This is a genomic window from Lysinibacillus sp. NPDC047702, assembly GCF_050272555.1.
In the GTDB taxonomy this organism is placed as follows: Bacteria; Bacillota; Bacilli; order Bacillales_A; family Planococcaceae; genus Lysinibacillus.
This window is the reverse complement of sequence record NZ_JBNNMG010000038.1, coordinates 22,496-38,140: the sequence shown is the minus strand read 5'-3', so window position 1 is coordinate 38,140 and position 15,645 is coordinate 22,496. Positions and strand designations below refer to the sequence as shown.

The 15,645-nt window shown below is 34.1% G+C and carries 18 protein-coding genes; 9 read left to right on the top strand and 9 right to left on the bottom strand.

All coding sequences use genetic code 11. The annotated features are described in order from the left end of the window. The first annotated feature begins 42 nt into the window (after positions 1-42). From phnC to ACQKIM_RS17185, 9 genes are all read left to right on the top strand, one after another. A complete protein-coding gene (gene phnC / locus ACQKIM_RS17225) occupies positions 43-846 on the top strand; it encodes a phosphonate ABC transporter ATP-binding protein (RefSeq protein WP_427546088.1) in 804 nt (267 codons plus the stop codon). Further along, positions 803-1,618 (top strand): phosphonate ABC transporter, permease protein PhnE, encoded by an 816-nt coding sequence (gene phnE, locus ACQKIM_RS17220; protein ID WP_427546086.1) that lies wholly within the window; start codon positions 803-805, stop codon positions 1,616-1,618. Before phnC ends, phnE (ACQKIM_RS17220) begins: the two co-directional genes overlap by 44 nt. A gap of 10 nt (positions 1,619-1,628) precedes the next feature. Further along, complete coding sequence (gene phnE / locus ACQKIM_RS17215) at positions 1,629-2,435, top strand: phosphonate ABC transporter, permease protein PhnE (RefSeq protein WP_427546084.1); 807 nt, start codon at positions 1,629-1,631, stop codon at positions 2,433-2,435. Positions 2,436-2,606: 171 nt separating this feature from the next. Beyond that, positions 2,607-3,341, top strand: a complete 735-nt coding sequence (locus ACQKIM_RS17210) for a hypothetical protein (RefSeq protein ID WP_427546082.1) — start codon at positions 2,607-2,609, stop codon at positions 3,339-3,341. 687 nt (positions 3,342-4,028) lie between these two features. Continuing rightward, positions 4,029-4,361, top strand: a complete 333-nt coding sequence (locus tag ACQKIM_RS17205; RefSeq protein WP_427546081.1) for a hypothetical protein — start codon at positions 4,029-4,031, stop codon at positions 4,359-4,361. A 717-nt stretch (positions 4,362-5,078) separates the two neighbouring features. Next, the gene (locus ACQKIM_RS17200) at positions 5,079-5,426 is read left to right on the top strand and encodes a hypothetical protein (protein ID WP_427546079.1); all 348 of its coding nucleotides are present in this window, start codon (positions 5,079-5,081) and stop codon (positions 5,424-5,426) included. An 84-nt stretch (positions 5,427-5,510) separates the two neighbouring features. Then, entirely contained in the window at positions 5,511-5,780 is a 270-nt protein-coding gene (locus tag ACQKIM_RS17195; protein WP_427546078.1) for a hypothetical protein, read from the top strand. 238 nt (positions 5,781-6,018) lie between these two features. Then, positions 6,019-6,567, top strand: coding sequence for a DJ-1/PfpI family protein (locus tag ACQKIM_RS17190; RefSeq protein WP_427546077.1), 549 nt, complete (start codon positions 6,019-6,021; stop codon positions 6,565-6,567). 124 nt (positions 6,568-6,691) lie between these two features. Then, the gene (locus ACQKIM_RS17185) at positions 6,692-6,925 is read left to right on the top strand and encodes a DUF3953 domain-containing protein (protein ID WP_427546075.1); all 234 of its coding nucleotides are present in this window, start codon (positions 6,692-6,694) and stop codon (positions 6,923-6,925) included. Between the two features lie 155 nt (positions 6,926-7,080). Here ACQKIM_RS17185 and ACQKIM_RS17180 read toward each other — a convergent pair whose 3' ends face one another. From ACQKIM_RS17180 to ACQKIM_RS17140, 9 genes are all read right to left on the bottom strand, one after another. Next, positions 7,081-7,446 (bottom strand): hypothetical protein, encoded by a 366-nt coding sequence (locus ACQKIM_RS17180; RefSeq protein ID WP_427546073.1) that lies wholly within the window; start codon positions 7,444-7,446, stop codon positions 7,081-7,083. Between the two features lie 63 nt (positions 7,447-7,509). Next, a complete protein-coding gene (locus tag ACQKIM_RS17175) occupies positions 7,510-8,169 on the bottom strand; it encodes a M23 family metallopeptidase (RefSeq protein WP_427546071.1) in 660 nt (219 codons plus the stop codon). Beyond that, positions 8,169-8,450, bottom strand: a complete 282-nt coding sequence (locus ACQKIM_RS17170; RefSeq protein WP_427546069.1) for a phage holin — start codon at positions 8,448-8,450, stop codon at positions 8,169-8,171. Before ACQKIM_RS17170 ends, ACQKIM_RS17175 begins: the two co-directional genes overlap by 1 nt. Before the next feature lie 16 nt (positions 8,451-8,466). Next, positions 8,467-8,880: a hypothetical protein gene (locus ACQKIM_RS17165; protein WP_427546067.1), complete on the bottom strand. Its 414-nt coding sequence runs from the start codon at positions 8,878-8,880 to the stop codon at positions 8,467-8,469. Between the two features lie 158 nt (positions 8,881-9,038). After that, positions 9,039-9,239 carry a hypothetical protein gene (locus ACQKIM_RS17160; RefSeq protein ID WP_427546065.1) on the bottom strand — a complete coding sequence of 67 codons (201 nt, stop codon included), beginning with the start codon at positions 9,237-9,239 and terminating at the stop codon, positions 9,039-9,041. Between the two features lie 638 nt (positions 9,240-9,877). After that, complete coding sequence (locus tag ACQKIM_RS17155) at positions 9,878-11,515, bottom strand: hypothetical protein (RefSeq protein ID WP_427546063.1); 1,638 nt, start codon at positions 11,513-11,515, stop codon at positions 9,878-9,880. Further along, complete coding sequence (locus ACQKIM_RS17150) at positions 11,512-11,988, bottom strand: hypothetical protein (RefSeq protein ID WP_427546061.1); 477 nt, start codon at positions 11,986-11,988, stop codon at positions 11,512-11,514. Before ACQKIM_RS17150 ends, ACQKIM_RS17155 begins: the two co-directional genes overlap by 4 nt. Before the next feature lie 15 nt (positions 11,989-12,003). Further along, positions 12,004-14,928 (bottom strand): hypothetical protein, encoded by a 2,925-nt coding sequence (locus ACQKIM_RS17145; protein WP_427546059.1) that lies wholly within the window; start codon positions 14,926-14,928, stop codon positions 12,004-12,006. A 64-nt stretch (positions 14,929-14,992) separates the two neighbouring features. Continuing rightward, entirely contained in the window at positions 14,993-15,433 is a 441-nt protein-coding gene (locus ACQKIM_RS17140) for a hypothetical protein (protein WP_427546057.1), read from the bottom strand. Between the last annotated feature and the right edge of the window lie 212 nt (positions 15,434-15,645).

Here is a 15,645-nt window from a genome sequence, read left to right as displayed (position 1 = left end):
AGCCTATGATGCAATTCCTCTATCATATAAAGGAGCGTTACTATGATTGAGTTTAAAGAGGTAGAAAAAAGATACCCCAATGGCTTTCTTGCATTGAATCACATTAACCTTAAGATTGAGCAGGGGGAGTTCGTTGCGATTATCGGTTTATCAGGTGCAGGGAAATCAACATTATTGCGCTGTATTAATAAAATGCACGATATCTCAGGGGGAACGTTGCGAGTAAATACTATTAATGTAGGTCAGTTAAAGGGCAGAGAGGTACGAAATCTGCGTCGAAATATTGGTATGATATTTCAATCCTTTAATTTGGTAACACGTGTATCCGTTTTAAAAAATGTCCTTGTTTCCTTTGTTCCTAATATGCCCTTTTGGCGAAAATTCTTTGGTGTTTTTACAAGAAAAGAGAAGCTTCAAGCATTGATGGCACTGGATCATGTAGGGATTTTAGAGAAGGCCTATGTAAGAGTAGATCAGTTATCCGGCGGCCAGCAGCAGCGTGTAGCCTTGGCACGTACACTTGCTCAAAATCCCCAAATTATTTTAGCAGATGAGCCTGTAGCATCATTGGATCCTGTGACAGCTAAGCAAGTGATGGAAGATTTTAAACGTATCAATCAAGAATTAAAGATGACTATTTTAATTAATATTCATCACGTTGATTTGGCATTGGCTTATGCAACACGTGTTATTGGTGTAAGGAATGGAGAAATCGTTTTTGATGGAAGAGCGAATGAAATCAACGAAGAAACGCTTGCTATTATTTATAACGATACGAAAGAGAGGAGAGGTGTGAACCGTCATGCAATGGAAGTTACTATTGCCGAAAAAAATAGCATTGCCTAATGGTAAGGAAGTGCTGGAAAAGCGCTCCGTTATGCCGCTAATATGGCTTATCCTCTTTGCTTTAACATTGCTTTCAATTCGTATTACGGGATTTAGTCTAGAGGTCTTGAGGGATCGAATGAATCACTTCTTCGTGATTATACAGCAGATGGTTCCACCTAATTGGGGATATGTAGTGAAGCTATGGCAGCCATTATTCGATACCATTAAAATGTCATTGCTCGGCTCCGTAACAGGTGCTATTTGTGCCTTACCTATCGCTATGCTTGCTGCAGCCAATATTACCAAAAATAAATGGATAGCGATGTTAAGCAAATTTATATTGAGCTTACTTCGAACATTACCAACATTAATCATCGCGCTGATCGCAACATTCATATTTGGGCTTGGAACGATGGCCGGTACTATTGCAATCTTTTTATTCACAATCGCATATGTGGGAAAGCTTTTATATGAACAAATTGAAAATGTCGATATGGGGGCATTTGAGGCTATGCATTCAATGGGATTGTCAACCATTCAGGCATTTCGCTATGCCATTTTGCCGCAAATTCTCCCAAATTACTTATCGACATCATTATTTTGCTTTGAGGGAAATGTCCGTTATGCATCCATTCTAGGGTATGTCGGTGCTGGTGGGATTGGTTTGCTTCTTAATGAAAGCTTGGGGTGGAGAAGCTATGCAAATGTAGGCATGATTTTACTAATGCTTGTCTGTACTGTTTTTATCATTGAATCAACTAGTGAATATTTTCGTAAGAGATTAATGTAGGGGTGAAGCTATGAATGTCATCGAAAAACAATTACAATTACAACCAGATCGACGTATGTCATACTTTCTAACCCTTGTAATTTTAGGTCTGCTATTTATATGGTCGATATCAACGATACATGTTGACTCGATATCAAACAATGGGGCAAAAATTGCAAAGAATATATTAGTAGGGCTGCTGCAGCCAGATTGGGCATTACTATTTAATGCGACCACAGGTGGGATTCCTTATTTATTAATTGAAACAATGGCCATTGCCTTTCTTGGTACGATTGTAGGAGCATTTCTAGCTATTCCATTAGCCTTCTTATCTGCCTCGAATATCGTGCCTAAGCCTATTGCATTTGTGGTGCGTTTACTATTAATCATTATACGTACCATTCCTGCGATTGTATACGGTCTTATGTTTATTCGGGTAACAGGTCAAGGACCATTTGCTGGTGTGCTCACAATGTCGTTAACATCCATAGGCATGCTATCCAAGCTATATGTCGATGTGATTGAGGATTTGGATAAGAGTGTATTAGAATCGATGGAGGCTCTCGGCTGTACGATGATGGAGAAGATTCGTTTTGGAATATGGCCACAGTTGACGGCGTTATTTTTATCGATTGTGATCTATCGCTTTGATATGAATTTACGAGATGCAACTGTACTTGGTTTAGTAGGGGCTGGAGGAATAGGTGCACCCCTTATTTTTGCGATGAATGCATATAAATGGTCTGAGGTAGGGTCTATTTTAGTAGGATTAATATTACTTATTTTAATGGTAGAATATATGTCAAACCGTGTGAGAACTAAGCTTGTCAGAGGATAAGCTAAGCAAGTTCTCATTATATAAAATCCTGAATAGAATCAACTATTCGGGATTTTTTAACATTGTTCAAATGAAGGATTTTCAAATATTAAAAGTTTTTTACTTGAAAAAATACCGTATTCGATTTATTGTCTTTAGAGATACTTGTTAAATGGACTTGGAGGATATGGAATGCACGGAATTTATATACGCTATAATGTCTCAGAAGAAACCCCAGCAGCAAAATGGCCCAAAAAAATGGATGCATTTGCGTATGTTCAACGAGAAAAACCACAACAAGACAATGACAACTTGCTGTCGATGGAAGAGCTAAAGAGCCATGCCATTCGCTATATTAAAAGCTTAAAAGACAATGCAAGTGTACATTTAGTAGAGCAACGCAATGGCGAAATTGAGCACTTTGATCAACGCTATATGGAATCGTTAAAGCTTAAGGAAAGCATTGATTCACAGCTGATCAATCTTGAAGAAATCCGTTTACTATTGCAATTAATGAATGTCCTGAATCTATCACATGGTTTCGGCGAAAATGCAGGGAAGCTACTACGTCAAATTACCCCATATGCAAAAGAGGTAGAGCACCCAACATTCCAAACGACTCGTGTTGAGCGACATTTTTACTCAGAATTAATTGAGCAAATTGAAGCGATCTATGCACGAATTATGCGTCAACACAACCCATCCACGACTGAAATGCAAAAGTCAGAAAAGCTTTGGTCAGCCGTTTGTGAGCAAGCGATTGAAAAGTTGGAGGCACGAATTGAACGTTTGTCCTCTATCAAACTCAAGCATGAGAAAAATTTGCTAGAGTTTAGTCAATTAAAGCAGCAAAACATCGAGGCAAAAGAACGCCTTGATCTTGCAGTTAATGAACTTGATGTAATTTTAAATGTACTAGAATCATAAAGGCTTTGTAAATATCTAAATAAAGCGGTTTTTGTGGGGTTAGCTATGAGCTAGCCCCACTTTTACCTCTGTACACAAAAAGTATCACTCCATGAGAGTAGATGCCTAAGTTATCACGACAAGAAAAGAGTAAGGCTAAAAAAGAGAAACAGCGTGAAGTAAGACTAGCCATCTTTCGATACGCAACAAATTTATATCGTGTGTAGATATTGTTTACCATTTCTTTCGTATGATGTTATAAAAAAGGAAGCACCATTCAGTATTTTTTGCTGGGTGGTGTTTTCCTTTGGATAAAATAAAAAAACGCCCAAGAGCCACTTGAGCGTTTGCACAATATGCGATTCTCACGACAAGAATCTTACTAACATTATAGTAACCCCCAACAGGCGAAACCGTCAATAATAGTATACGTAAGGTTTGAAGGCGTTATTTATACAAAAGTACCTATTCAATTTTATGAAAGGTTGCTTTTTGTGTGGTAGCTATTAGATGCAGTGGAAGGGGCTGATCAATCAAAGTATATAAAAAAATTGTGTATTATGGGGTTAAAGCACTGTCCTTAAAACAAAAGTGTCGGTACTACAGCGAAGACGATGAAATACAAACTAGCATTATTTTTATTGCCAGAAATAAAAGGGAATTCTCTCCTTTTGTCGAATTGAAGTAGATGGAAAGAGGAGAGGTTTTATGCAAAGAGAACAACTTAAACAAAGAATATTAAGAGAACCATCTAAATTTATTTCATATTTAAAAAAATTAATTAGTGAGAATAGATTTGACGATGGTGAAGCGTTAGAAATATCGTTGCTTGTCATAAAAAATGGATCTGAAAGTTTATCGGATCAACAATGGTATGTCTTTTTAGAGAATGGTATTTTACGTGATAAGTATGTAGATAAATGTGAAAGATGTTCTGAACATATTCCTTGGTCAAATATGTACAGTTCTATATTTATAAATAAAGATTACCTTTGTGCTAACTGTAGTTATTTTGAAAATAAAGTTACCTTTAACAATTAGCTGTGAAGGGTTAACTTATGTACCTAGAAATGCGCTGTGCCAAACAGTGCTTTATTTATATAAGTAAGTTATTCATATAATTGATTAACAAAAAAAGATTGAAGCAATTAACCCCAATCTCACTCACACATTCCCATACTCGCCATATTTTGTAAACTCTAGTCTAGCACCGCATAGCCCCAAAATATTTCATTTTTATGATTTATTTTGCTAAGTTTAAAATCACAAAGTATTGTATAGTTTATAGGTTTTTTTTGATATTGCATGCATTCATTTCACATTAAATGCTCTTGAATCATAATGCCTGTATAATACGGTTTGAGTGTGGTTAGCTATTTTCAATGTGATATAAAGAAAAAAGAAAAAGCTGCAGCGTTGGAAGACGCTACAGCCTAGAATTGATTATGCCCTTTGAAGTGCAGAAATAGTTTATCATGTAACTTTCATATATAGCAATCAAAAAGAACTTTCAGAACAGCAAAAGGTTAGTAATTAGCCCATAACTCAAACATTCCTGTACCACGCAAGCTACGCCTCATTAGAAAAGTATGGTTAATTTGGTAAAATATAAATGGAAATCAAAATCCATTAAGTTAGCGAAAATGCTAAGATGAATGACTGAGTGGTAATTTTAGATGAATAGTAAGAGAATAATTGTATAGATGTTTTACGAGAATGATATTTTAAAAAAATCCTAAAATAATAGGAGAGTTTAATATGAAAATCACTAACATTGAATATCCAACTGCATTATCACAAGTAACTGATATTAAAGATGATAACATTGATATTTTTGTAAAGCTAGATGATGGTTTTTCCTACACACTAGTTGTATGTACCCCAAAAAATCTTGAGACATTGATGGAAAAAGAGGGGCTTGAATATCTTCCAGCTATGCCTCCTATGATAATTGTTAAAGAACTTACGGAAGTTAATATTAGCAAAGCATTGGATTCTTATCTTGAAAATAATGCATACTGGTTAAAGCTATATTATTTATCAGGAGTAATTGAATCGGAAATACTGGATAATACATTAATTAGATATGCATATGATAATGAATAAATCTATAAAATATGAAAGTAGTTGTAAAAGATAGATTTTCCATCTTTTAAAAATGCAATTCATGAAGACTTAGTATTTCATAAAGTGAAAGGGTCCAGTAGAGTTATTAGAGTTGATGAGAAAGGAATTTGCTATTCTATTGGGAAGATAGGTGACTATAAAAAAGTAAGCTATGTGGAATTAGAAGCTGCTTTCTATGAATTACAAAATAATAATAAAATCACTCGGAAATGGTATGAAGAAACATTTCCTAAACAAGCAAAATCAGCACCTTGTAACTTTACAACAATTGGTGGTTTGTTACTACACTTTAGGCTTGCCATCCACAATGGTAAAGGTATTTATTCAAAATAAAGTATCTTTAAGAAGCGTTATAAAGGTTCTCATCTGTTTCTGATTTGAGGTGAAGTTGGATGGATAGAGTGGGTGTATAAGATCACTTATCGTCATACAATTAACAGCTAGTTCGAGTATCCTTGAGTAGTGAGATAATGGAAATTGAGGGTGGGGGATAAAAATGAAAAAGAGAAAAGTTGGAATTTAGATATATGACTATGTTGATATATTAGATTTTTCAGGTCCAGCAGAGGTTTTGTCATTAACCTCGAATAGTAAGGCTGAGCAGGCATTAACTCTTTATAAAAAAGACTTGTTACCAACAAGACCATTTGAAGTATTTTTAATAACAGAGAATGGGGAGTCAGTCAAAACTCATTCAGGAATAAGAGTGGTTCCTGACTATACAATTAATAATCATCCTGATCTAGATATCTTAATAATCCCTGGTGGTCCTTTAAGGGCTGTTCAATCTATTAGGAAGAATAAAAATATTCAAGATTGGATAATTAAACATAAAAATATTGAATACATATGCTCAGTTTGTACAGGAGCAATTATTTTAGGAGAAACAGGATTGTTAAATGGTAAAAGAGGAACGACTCATCATTTAGCATTAAAAATACTACAAGAAAATTATCCAGATATTCAGGTGATTTCTGAAGAAAAAGTTATACAGGACAGTAACATCATCACTTCTGGAGGTGTTTCTTCAGGAATAAATATGGCGCTTTATCTTGTGGGGAAAACGATTGGAGAATCAGCAGCTGAAAGAACTGCTACTACGATTGAATTTGCATTATAAATGGGTTTTTCAAAAACAATGAAGGCTGTTTTTTATCATTTTATTAATTAAATAAACGGTAGGTAAAGGTTTCCCTCTCAGTATTATGACTAAATACTAGTTAACAGAAGGAGGAGTGGAAAGTATGCTGAAAATTTTGCACATTGTTTTTTCAATCATTGTAATATCACTCGCTGCATATGGACTTATTACTCACGATTATCAGCTGAATTTCTTAATGATATTCTTCTTAGGTTTAATTATGTTAATATTAGGAATTAGGGAATTTCGGCAAAAGAGAAATGTTTATGGTTGGTTTCTAATTGGGGTATTTTTATTTTCAATATTTGTGTCAATTCAAAATTTTGTATTGATTTAGAAAAAGCATGTCCACCAAATGAAGTAAATCGGTGACATGCTTAGTGATGGATAGAAACGCCAAAGTAACGGATAGAAAGATTGGAACGATGGATAGAAAAGCTCAAACGATGGATAGAATCATCAAAGTGATGGTTAGCGCTTCAAATTCTATGACTATTGCTTTTGTTCCAACTTAGATTGGCGATAGATACGAAGTAAATCCAGTCCTAGTAATAGTACGATAATATAAAATATAGGGCTGTTAAAGGATAGACCAAATTCAGATTTGCCGCCAAGCAATGTTAAGACAATCCAAAGTCCTACGGTATACAATGTTACGCTAACATATGCTTTCTTAGATAGCCTTTTATATTGCCCCTTATCCATCGTGATTTGTACAATGACCAAAATCACTAAAATAAGCAGAATTATTTTTTTGCTTAGTACTGCAGCTAATGTAGTATCAGGGAAAAAATCATTGACGAAGAGTAGGGTAAAAAATACAAGAATACAAAAATTTAAAATGGTTGAAAGCCTCATGCAAAATCTCCTTAGTTGCCAGTATTCCTTTCATTGTATCATGGTTTTACTGGCGGTGAGAAATTATAAGTTAGACTCATGATATCGTTTGAGCATTGTTGCAAATTGCTCACGTGTTACGAAATTTTGAGGGTTAGAGCCGTCCGTAATACCTTGACATTGCAGCCAATCCCAAGCTCCCTTATGCGTTTCAGTGGCTTTACGCGTTGGAATAATAGCTTGTTTTGTTTGCAAAGCATTTTCCAGCTCTTTTATTTTATTTAGCAATTCATTGTATTGTGACATTGTTAACTCTCCTTTAGCTTCATTCGTTAATGTTATATATTTCATAGGATCAACAGCATTTGGTTGTCCTGTTTGCCAAAGACCATTATGTATTTCAAAGTGTAAATGAACGCCAAATGCACGTCCTGTATTTCCCATAATTCCGATTTGCTGTCCCTGCTTCACCTTTTGTCCTACCTGAACGCAGGAAGAATCCAAATGAGCATAATTTGTTTCATATGTTTTGCCATGGATTGTATGCTTAATCATCACAACATTTCCATAGCTGCTTAACGTCTGTGCTCGCGTAATAATGCCAGCAGCACTAGCAAAAATCGGAACCTTTCCAGTTGAAGCTAAATCGATGCCTTGGTGCCATTCCCTTCCAAAGCCTAGGTTTCTCCAACCAAATTTACTAGTTAACCGAGCATTCTTCACAGGACTCATAAAATCGACCATTATCGCTCATCTCGTTTCGGTTTATTATAGGTTAATGCTCTTGAGGAATCACTTAGGTTAGCTGTTGTAGGATCAAGAATGGCATTATATGTACTAACGGCTATTAATGCTAAAACATATGGATTGGAGACTGCATCCATAATTAATGTCCACACACTTTGCCAAGTAGTTAAATCCGCTCCCGTAATACCATAATAGGCAAAGAGGGGAGTAATTACGGATAATCCTACCGTAATCCAAAATTGAGGATTGCGAATGCGAACCTTCCAATTAATTTTCATCGACATCATTCCTTTCTTATAAGCCAAATAATTTTAAAATAAAAGCACCAATAATAATTGTTGGAAGGAGTATCCACCAATGCAGATATTGTTTAATGATGTCACCAATGGAGATATAATCCTTCTGAGACTCCTGCTTTAGATCCTCCTCAATACTATCCACACGTTGACCAATCCCTTTAACATCCTCCTGTAATTCAACCTGGGTCATATTTAATTTTGTAAGATTGATATTAATATTATTAAAGGTCTTATCCATTCGATGTAATTGGATTTGCTGATGCTTATTCATCTCCTGCTGCTGTTCGGATACTAATGTTAAGCGATATAATAATTCATGATTACCTTCTAATTTTGAAATTCGGTTCTCTTGATTCTTAATTTCAACCTCAGCACTGGCTAATCGTTCACCTAGTTTTTCATTAATCAATATTTTATCACCGACTTTATCAAAATAATAAAAGAGTAGGGGAGGGATAGCTCGCACCTACTCTAGTAAAATATTGAATATTAATATATATAGATTGTTTATACACTATTAGTATATTTTGTATCAATATTCATTTATTTTTAAATAATATGTGTCTTTTATCGAATGTACTCGCTTGTACCACTGAAATTGTCTACATCCGATTTTAATTCATCAATTAATTTATCCATGCGTTCACGTAGAGTTATTTCATATAAATTAGCCATATCTTCTACATTGTCATGGTATTGATTCTTAGAGAATGATTTTGTAAATGGTAATTCTTTAGGGAAGTACTTGAACGAATCGCCAATATTCAATAATACTTCTTCACGTTCAGTAGGAGTTAATACTTCATTAAAAGTAGGATTCCCAGAACCATCTAATACAGGGTCTCCATTTTCATCAACAATAGGAACTTTAGTTACTACATTTTCGATAACCTTTTAGTAAATTTTCCACCAACATTTAAAATCTTTTGACCTCAATCTTATACAGCTTCTAGAAACTCTGGTGATTGTTCAACAACTTCAAAAGTAATAGAATAAACATTCTCTTTAATAACCTTAATTACACGGTATTTCATAAATAAATTTCCTCTTTCTAAATTTTATTTTATGTATTTTGTTATTTACAATTAGTGTTATTTGAAATATCTTCAACCATTATTTCTTTAACCATTCGTTGTAAAAGGCGTATGTATTCTAACATTTCTTTCTGAGAATAACATTTTGTAATAACGTTACTTAAACGCTCATTATGAATAGCAATTTCAACATATCTCTCAATTTCTATTTGACCATTGATTTCTAATTCCTTAACTATAGGGGTAATTACTTGGTGTATGTCTTTTTCAATAGGTACTTTTGCAGATTGAATTACTTCATTATAGTTTATGTATTCTACTTGAATGGCATTATTTCACCTCACTTTCATTGAATTCTTTTATCATCCTTCTCTACAATGCAAGAATCCTATATGTCGTATTTACTGAATTAACAGGTATAGTAAAATTCCAATTGTTGCCTGATTGATAATAAGTAGACTTCAAATTAACAGTAGTTACGCCACCTGTAATACCACCATTATAACTTGCTAATTTAGCTGTATATTCTGCCAAACCATCTGAATACTGATTAACTATAGTAGACACCAAAGCCCCACTGGTTGTCCATAAATGTATTAATTTAGGTTTAAAAATAAATACAATTTGTATATAAGGACTATTTTGATTACCTACACCGTTTGCATAAGCAAAAGACGCAACAGTCCCACCTGACGCTATATTGCTGTCATACACTTGACCACCTGTTGGTATAGCTCTAACATTGGCTACCATTTGGTCTGCTGTAGCATCTGCATTTGTTGGTACTCCTTTTTCGGTGATAGCAGGCGCTAACTTAGCTTTAAAATCACCGAACAGCGTAAAATTTTCAGATATACGCCTATCTAAGTCCTTTTGTCTGTGTGCTGGAACTGTAACACTAGGGAAGTAAGAACCGTTTGTAAATTTATTTAAAAATTCATAAGCAGCCCTAGAACTGTTAGTAGTGGTTAACGTCGCAAACAATGATAAAGAGTCTGAAACATTACGCTTAAATATTTGTATTAACAACGCTTTAGAATCCGGTCTATGTTGAGTTTGAACATAAAAATTTTCTGTGAAATTTGGACTTGCTGAAATAACTTTTAATGTGTTTTTAAATTCTTGTGATTCTGTAGATGAAGGACTAGAGACAAAACCCCATTCTACTATCATTTTTGCTCCACCATGTGCATTAGAATAGCCTGCAATATCTAATTCTATTATACCCCACAATGAATCATCTAAGTAGAGTACACTCTCCCATAATTCAGTTTGTCCATGAGGTGTCTTCCAATTAATCTGAGGGAATATCCTAGCAGCTCTATTAGCACCAACATTAGTAATTAAACTGTTACCGTTGTAAGTATTAGCCATGAGGGTTGTGACAGTCTGCGGTGTCCACGGATAGCCACCTGCTGTAGTAGACCTTAAATCTGTAGTATTAATATGACCATCTTTTAAAGCATTGAACAAATTACTATTATAAGTAGCACTTGAATAAGTACCGTCTAATTCTACAGTTATTTCTAACGGATTGTTAGCATTAGGCGCTCTAAATACAAGAATAGCAATGTCGCCTGTAGCAGTATCTATGAAAGGCTGCACTATATGAAAGTCTTTCATCATTGTGCTACTAGCAGTTAATATAGTAAACTCATTCAATTTCGTGCCTTGCGGTGGAAAACTACCTATATTGTAGGCTACGCTTGTACTACCCCATGACCCTGTTTCACCCCACATTACCGAATAGGTTACTTTAATACTACCTGAAAATGCACCCCTGAATGGTATGACTATACCCAATTGTTCTACATTACCTGTATTTTTCCAGTCTGCTTGATTTACAGTAAATGTTCTAGTAGCTTTCTTAGTGCCTAAATTAATGATTCTAGCGTTGTTATAAATATCTTTTTGCCATGAGTTATCAGCTTTAGTTTTAATAGCGTTTATCTCTTGCTCTAATGATGGTGTTAATGTTTTCTTACTTATTTGTCTACCTTTATAAGTCATTCTACCACCTCCATTCCATAGTCATTTACTAATACTACAATTACTGCTGCCTTATATCCTTCATGCACAATAAACTCTAGCGTGAATATCTCACCAGTTATAGGGTTAAGTCCTTCTGTTGCAATGCGTTTAGCAATAATCTTAACTGTATTTTCAACTACTGAGCCTTGCATGAACCCCATTAATACGCCCTGCACTTTGTATATTTCTGTGTCCTCTTTCATGCGTATCATTTCTAACTCTTGTTCAGTTAATTCAACTTCATAGTTTTTAATGATAGCACGTTTTGTTTTAAGGTCTACACCTGCGATGTATTTCTTTGAGTAATCAATAGCACCATAAGGAATTTCAATATAAGCTATTCCATGCCAATCATCATGTGGTAGTATATCTCCTTTTGCTTCACCTGTTTGGTGTATTACCTTGCCTGTAGTTGTATCATATATAATTCTATTACCACGTTTTGTTGTCATAATGTTGTTACCTCCTTATTCATATGCATACCATGTATAGGTAGCTGATTGACTAGTAACTGGAAGTCTATAACCTCCTGCTATAGCTATATGACTTAAATTATGATTTGGGCTATTCGAGAATAGATTAGAGTTGTACAAAGAAATTTTAGTAGCTGACGAAAAACCTAATGGGTCATTAAATGAAGAGAACATACTACAAGACATATTGCCATTGCCTGTAGACGTCATTAAAATTATTAAACTAGGTGTGAAACTTAGACCTGTTAAATCAAGATACGCTAGACTTACAACCCCACCGCTTTTATAAGTGAATGTTACTAAAGTTGATGAAGATGAAATAACCCCATTAGCTTTTCTGCTGCCTGTTGGAATTTGATTAATATTATTAATCATTGTAGGGAATGAATCATTTGCGTCTGTAGGAACTCCTTTACCAGTAATGGCAGACGCAAGACCCTGTTTCCCATTACTTACAGATTGAAAAAGCTTTCTAGGAGATGTCTCTATCCAATTTTCCCATATACCATTATATTTTTGACGTTCTAATTCTCTACCGTCTGTAACACCTATAACTTTTTGAACAATATAACTATCATTATGAGTTATAGTTGTACCCATCCACCAATCTGTAGAAGGAGCATTTGCTACGTTTTGACCCATATACATTCCATTTTGTGTTGCTAAATTCCAATCTGTAATTTGTCTACATTCTCCTTGAAATCTTGTATACGCATCATATCCAGCGTTCCATTTATTCATCAAATCATAAGTTGGTATTTGACTATGTTGTGGTATCCACTGATAACCATGAGCTGTTGGGGAACCTGCATCTACACAACCTGAAGTGGCATTTTTCATATCATCAAATAGTGTATCATAAGTCCCTATAATTTCTACCTTGACAGTTATAGGATTTCTAGCGACAGGAGCCTTGTATAAAGGAAGAGATATTCCCGTAGTATTGTAGTCAATGTTGCCTACAAAGTAATCTTTAGCAAAACTAGGTGAAATAGAAATAATTTCTTTAGAATAGTAACTCAATACGCCATCATATTTAGCAATATTGTGTATTACTTCTGCACCTCCTGCAACAACAGAATAAGCCCCTGACGTTACATACGTTACTTTTATAACCCCTGAGAAATTAACTACAGGTATTAGTATATAGAAGTTCTCTACATTGACGCTTGAAATCCATTCCTCTGCTGATAAATGAAAAGTCCTAGTTACTGTTTTCTTTCCTAGATTAGTAATATCTGTATCATTGTAAACGCCTTTTTGCCATGAATTGTTGGCATCACTCATAGCATCATGAACGTCTTGACCTAATTTATCTAGATGTATTGAACCATCAATAATATTATTACCATCCAATTCTACTTGCATGTTTGGCATATTACGGAACACTACAATAACTAAGTTATTATCATCAATAACAGTATGTGGATTGTCATGTATTGAAATACGATTGTTTGTCAACGTATAGGAAACAGAATCTAAAAATACTGTGTTATGAAAAACCATTACAGTATCAGTTACTTGATTATATATTCCTGTCGGTATCTCCCATATTGTTTGACTCTCCCGGTCTGTTATTAAAGGGTAAGAAGTAATATTTACGTTACCACCTCCACCACCGGAACCACCGCCTCCCTCAATCCATCCTGAATCATGAATAAGGACACTTGAATTATCATATGTGTAAGTACGCATATAGGAGATAGCAGTAGTGGGGTTAATTACGTTAAATATCTTAACAATATTTCCGTTATCAGGATTTTCATAAACTAGTAAAGTAGCTACATGGTCTGTTTCTGTAGGCAAGAAATCAAGGGCGTCATTTTTAACCCAAAACATACCGTTATAATTTGCATCTATATAATCTTGTTCTGAAATAACGATTACCTTGTCACCAATACCTTTATCAGTGAAATATTCTTTTACTGTTGTGTCTTTATCATCGATCTGTTGTTGTGTATAAGTTCCAATTTCATCTGCTGTTAGCTCTACATTACCTGCACCATCAGGACTTTTACCATTAACAGTTGAGACAGCACCAGTACCATCTACACCACGTAATGCTAATAGAATCCAATTTGTGTTCGTTTCAGATGGAATAGAATTATGGTTGTTATCTCCCTTAGATTGCCATGTACTGCCATTATAAGTTACAACGTTATTTTTAGAATAAGTAGTAGTACTATTCCATACAGTGGCTTGACCCCAACCTTTTATAGAATCTGCTGCTTTATTGGCTTCATCAGTAGCATTCTTGGTATCTGTTATAGCTTCCTCAGCTTCATTAATTTTATTATCAAATTCATTCTGACGATTTTGTTCATTTTGAATTCTGGTAGCTTCATTGGATTCACGTATACTTTCAGCATTTTTTCTATCTAATTCATTTTGTTGTCGAGCACTCTCATTAAAATTTCTAGTATTTTCTGACGTGATACGATTTTGTTCATTTGTGTTTCTTATTTGTTCTGCATTATTTGCCTCAATGAGTACGTTGTTTAATTCGTCTTTTAAATTATTTGCTTCAAATAGGGTACTTTTCACTTCTTCATTAAGTAATTGAACCTCAGCGATCAAATCTTGAAGAATACCGATATAGCTTAGATCTTTATCTTTTAAGTGGTTAAATATGAAAATAGAGAATGGTTGAATTGATACCATTGAAGTACCAGAATAGATAGAAAGAATGGTTGTTAACTTTCCGGCTTCATTCATCTCTAACCCAACGAAATTATAAACAATCATTTGAGTGTTAACGTCTATGTATGGTTCACCGACAATTGTTTGACCTGAAGGCAATTTAAAGGTAATTTCAGCCCTTGTAAAAGCAGCTAAATCGAACTTTTTGCCATCATCAAATATTTTAAATTTTAATGTTGCTGAATCTCCTTGCTTAAAGGTAGGAACAACACTCGTCATTCTTCTTTTGATATCTACGTTTAATGTATATTCATTTTTAAATGACATCTATAAACTCCTTCCTCTAATTAGTTTTTTCATTAATTAATTCATAGAAGTTGTAAACATGTTCAAATTGACTACAAACTATATCATAGGTTTCTGCTAGTTCTCCTGATACAGTTATTAATTCCTCATCTAAAAATAAATGAGCAATCGTAAGTAACATTTCTTTATTAGATTCATTCAAATCAATGTGTAAATATTCATCCAATAATATATCCATTTCATTTAAATACTCTGCAGTAACCCTAAAATTACCTTTTTCATCAATAATAATTTCGTTGTTTTCATCTTTAATGGCATATTGATTTTTTAACTCATTTTCTTCAGGCTGAATAATATTATTGTAATGTTCTTGTAATATGCGGTTAAATCTTGAGCGTAATCTCGATGTTTTACCTTCAAGTTCTAAATCAAAAAGTATCTTGTATGTATTTGATACATGTTTATTTTTAATTTGCATTTACTGATTCTCCTTAAAATCTAAATTTAAAAAAGGCCTACTCACTTAAGGATAGTCCACAGTATAATTTGTATTTAATTTTCTGGAATTTCTATATAACCTTCATTATTATTATTATCAATGTTATATACAAATAAATAACGTATACCATCTTCGATTAATTTTCCGTTAGTTTTTTATATTTATTACGTTAAGTAAAAAATATTTACTCC

What these genes read in the sequence shown, in the direction of transcription:
- phnC (WP_427546088.1), top strand. Translation starts at nt 43, where the DNA reads ATGATTGAGTTTAAAGAGGTAGAAAAAAGATACCCCAATGGCTTTCTT.
- phnE (WP_427546086.1), top strand. Translation starts at nt 803, where the DNA reads ATGCAATGGAAGTTACTATTGCCGAAAAAAATAGCATTGCCTAATGGT.
- phnE (WP_427546084.1), top strand. Translation starts at nt 1,629, where the DNA reads ATGAATGTCATCGAAAAACAATTACAATTACAACCAGATCGACGTATG.
- ACQKIM_RS17210 (WP_427546082.1), top strand. Translation starts at nt 2,607, where the DNA reads ATGCACGGAATTTATATACGCTATAATGTCTCAGAAGAAACCCCAGCA.
- ACQKIM_RS17205 (WP_427546081.1), top strand. Translation starts at nt 4,029, where the DNA reads ATGCAAAGAGAACAACTTAAACAAAGAATATTAAGAGAACCATCTAAA.
- ACQKIM_RS17200 (WP_427546079.1), top strand. Translation starts at nt 5,079, where the DNA reads ATGAAAATCACTAACATTGAATATCCAACTGCATTATCACAAGTAACT.
- ACQKIM_RS17185 (WP_427546075.1), top strand. Translation starts at nt 6,692, where the DNA reads ATGCTGAAAATTTTGCACATTGTTTTTTCAATCATTGTAATATCACTC.
- ACQKIM_RS17180 (WP_427546073.1), bottom strand. Translation starts at nt 7,446, where the DNA reads ATGAGGCTTTCAACCATTTTAAATTTTTGTATTCTTGTATTTTTTACC.
- ACQKIM_RS17175 (WP_427546071.1), bottom strand. Translation starts at nt 8,169, where the DNA reads ATGGTCGATTTTATGAGTCCTGTGAAGAATGCTCGGTTAACTAGTAAA.
- ACQKIM_RS17170 (WP_427546069.1), bottom strand. Translation starts at nt 8,450, where the DNA reads ATGAAAATTAATTGGAAGGTTCGCATTCGCAATCCTCAATTTTGGATT.
- ACQKIM_RS17155 (WP_427546063.1), bottom strand. Translation starts at nt 11,515, where the DNA reads ATGACTTATAAAGGTAGACAAATAAGTAAGAAAACATTAACACCATCA.
- ACQKIM_RS17150 (WP_427546061.1), bottom strand. Translation starts at nt 11,988, where the DNA reads ATGACAACAAAACGTGGTAATAGAATTATATATGATACAACTACAGGC.
- ACQKIM_RS17145 (WP_427546059.1), bottom strand. Translation starts at nt 14,928, where the DNA reads ATGACGAGTGTTGTTCCTACCTTTAAGCAAGGAGATTCAGCAACATTA.
- ACQKIM_RS17140 (WP_427546057.1), bottom strand. Translation starts at nt 15,433, where the DNA reads ATGCAAATTAAAAATAAACATGTATCAAATACATACAAGATACTTTTT.